Raw genomic sequence first — 3,239 nt, forward strand, 5'->3', positions numbered from 1 at the left:
GTACGACAACGGCAACAACTCCGGACGCTCCCGCACCCCCAACGCCACCCGCGCCGCACCCTGCGAACTGCCGATCTGCTGCGCGATCCCGGCGACCGTCGGCGCGGCGAAGAGACCCCGGACGCTGACCTCAGCCCCGAACACCGCCCGAACCCGAGCGATCAACCGCATCGCCGACAACGAGTCACCACCGAGGTCGAAGAACGACACGTCGGCCGGCACCGACTCCACACCCAGAACCTCGGTGAACAGGCCGCACAGGACCTCTTCGGTGGCGGTCGCCGCGGCACGCCCACCGCGGGTGCCGGGGTTCGGACTCGGCAGCGCGGCCCGGTCGAGCTTCCCGTTGATCGTCAACGGCAGCGCGCCGATGGTCGTCAGGGCCGGCAGCATGTAATCGGGCAGCCGCTCCGCCGCGTACGCGCGGACGTCGTCGAGGTCGACGCTGCCGGACGCGGCCACCAGGTAGGCAACCAGGCGCTTGTCGCCCGGCTGGTCCTCGCGGGCAACCACCGCAGCCTGAGCCACCTGCGGATGCCCGACGAGGATCGACTGCACCTCGGCGGGTTCGATCCGGAACCCGCGGATCTTGACCTGCTCGTCGGCGCGGCCGACGACCACCAGCTGTCCGTCGCGGCCCCAGTAGGCGAGGTCACCGGTCCGGTACATCCGGGAGCCGGCCGGGGCGGGACCGGTCTCGGAGCAGGCCACGAACCGCTGCGCCGTCAGCGCGGGCCGGCCCGCGTACCCCTGCGCCAGCTGCGCGCCGGCCAGGTACAGCTCGCCGGGAACGCCCACCGGCACCGGCTGCAGGAACGCGTCGAGCACATAGGCCTGACCGTTCTCCAGCGGCCTGCCGATCGGCACCACGCCGGCGGCTTCCGTCAGCGGGTCGCTCAGCGTCACACACACGGTTGCCTCGGTCGGCCCGTACGCGTTCAGCATCCGGCGGCCCGCCGACCATCGCCGGACCAGGTCGGGCGAGCAGACCTCGCCCGCGACCGCCAGCGTGGTCACCGACGCCGGCACGTCGTCGGAGGCTGCCAGCACCGACGGCGGAGCTGTCAGGTGCGTCACCCCGAACCGGTCGGCCAGCTCGGTCAGCGAGCCGAACGGCGGCAGCAGCTCCCGGCCGACCACCACCAGGGTGGCGCCTGACGGCAGCGCCGTGCAGAACTCGGCGAACGCCGCGTCGAAGCTGGGTGAGGCGAACTGCAGGACCCGCGCGCCCGGGCCGGCGGCGAACCGCGACACGTGCGACGCGACGAGGCTTCCGACACCACCGTGGGTGACGACGACACCCTTCGGTACGCCGGTGGAGCCCGAGGTGTAGATGACGTATGCCGGATGCGCGGGCAGCAGCGGCCGTACCCGGTCCGCGTTCTCCGGGGCGGACGCCCGGCGTCCCGCGACAGACCGGGCGAGCTCGGGGTCGTCGACGAGAAGGTAGTCCGCCGAGGGAGCCGCGGCACGCACCAGCGGCTCGGTGGCCGACTCGCACAGGACCAGGCCGGCCCCGGCGTCGGCCAGCATGAAACCGGCGCGCTGCGTCGGGTAGGCCGGGTCCACCGGCAGGTACGCGGCGCCCGCCTTCGTCACCGCCAGCAGCGTCCTCACCAGTTCCGGGGAGCGCCGCAGCACGACACCCACCACGTCGCCCGGGCCGACGCCGCGGACGATCAGCTCCCGCGCCAGCTGGGAGGAGGACACGGACAGTTCCGCGTACGACCAGGAGACGTCCTCGCCGAGCACGGCCACCGCATCCGGCGACCGGTTCACCTGGGCCTCGAACAGGTCCGCGAGCGAGCCGCCCGGCACGGTGGCGGCGGTGTCGTTCCAGGCCCGGACCACGCGGTCCCGTTCACCGTCCAGGAACACGTCGACGCGGCCCAGCCGTACCTCCGGATCGGCCGCCACCTGGTGCAGCAGCCCTGCCAGACGCTCGACCAGGTCCTCGATCGAGACGGCGTCGAACAGGTCGGTCGCGTAGAACAGCCAGCCGCGGATCCCGGCCGGGCGGCCCGCGCTGTCCCGGTGCTCGGCGAGATCCAGCGACAGGTCGACGTGTGCCGCCAGGGCGCCCGGCGACATCGGCTCGACGTCTGCGCCGTCCAGGCTCCACCCGCCCCGGGGCAGGTTCTGCATGGTCAGCATGACCTGGAAGAGCGGGTTGTGGGCCAGCGAACGAGCCGGGTTCAGGTCCTCGACGAGCCGCTCGAAGGGCAGATCCTGATGCGCGTACGCCGCCAGGTCGGCCTCGCGGACCCGCGCCAGCATCTCGGTGAACGTCGGATCGCCGGACAGGTCGGTACGCAGCACCAGGGAGTTGATGAAGAGGCCGGCCAGGGGTTCGACGGTCACGTCACCACGGCCGGCGACCACGGTGCCGATCGGGATGTCGGTGCCGGCGCCCATCCGCGACAGGAGCATCGCGAACGCCGCCTGCACGACCATGAAGACCGTAACCCGTTCCTGCTGCGCCAGCTCCACGAGCCGGGCGTGGGTCTCCGGGTCCACCGCCACGTCCGCGGCGGCGCCCCGCATCGACGCGGTCGCCGGGCGCGGCCGGTCGACGGGCAGCATCAGCTCCTGCGGGGCACCCGACAGCGTCTTCCGCCAGTAGCCGAGCTGACCCGCGATCAGGCTGGACTCGTCATCGAGCTCGCCGAGCACTTCGCGCTGCCACAACGCGTAGTCGGCGTACTGCACGTCCAGCTCGGTCCAGCCGGGTGCCCGGCCCTGCCTGCGCGCCGCGTACGCGGTCCGCAGGTCCTCGGTGAGCACGCCCATCGACCAGCCGTCGCCGGCGATGTGGTGAACCACCAGCACCAGCACGGATTCGCCAGGTCCGACCATCAGCAGCCGAGCCCGCCACGGCAGGTCCGCGGTCACGTCGAAGCCGGCGGCGACCGTCGCCTCGACCTGGGCCGGCACGTCCTGAGCGGCGACCGGAGCCGTGTGCAGCCGCGGCCGGCCCGCGGCGCCGTTCAGGATCTGCTGGCAGGCGATTCCGTCGATCTCCGGGTAGATCGTGCGCAACACCTCGTGCCGATCGGCGACGTCACCCAGCGCCGCCTCCAGTGCGGCCACGTCGAGGTCGCCGGAGATCCGCACCACCGTCGGCATGTTGTAGGCGGAGCCGGATTCTTCCAGCCGGTTCAGGAACCACATCCGCTGCTGCCCGTACGACAGCGGCAGCCGCTCGGGACGCTCCCGCGCCGTCAACGCCACCCGCCCAG

General features: G+C 72.6%; 1 protein-coding gene. It reads right to left on the reverse strand.

The features are described 5' to 3' along the window. The coding region (locus Acy02nite_RS45965) for a non-ribosomal peptide synthetase (protein WP_203756653.1) at positions 1–3,239 on the reverse strand (3,239 nt) is incomplete at both ends.

Source organism: Actinoplanes cyaneus (genome assembly GCF_016862095.1).
In the GTDB taxonomy this organism is placed as follows: Bacteria; Actinomycetota; Actinomycetes; order Mycobacteriales; family Micromonosporaceae; genus Actinoplanes; species Actinoplanes cyaneus.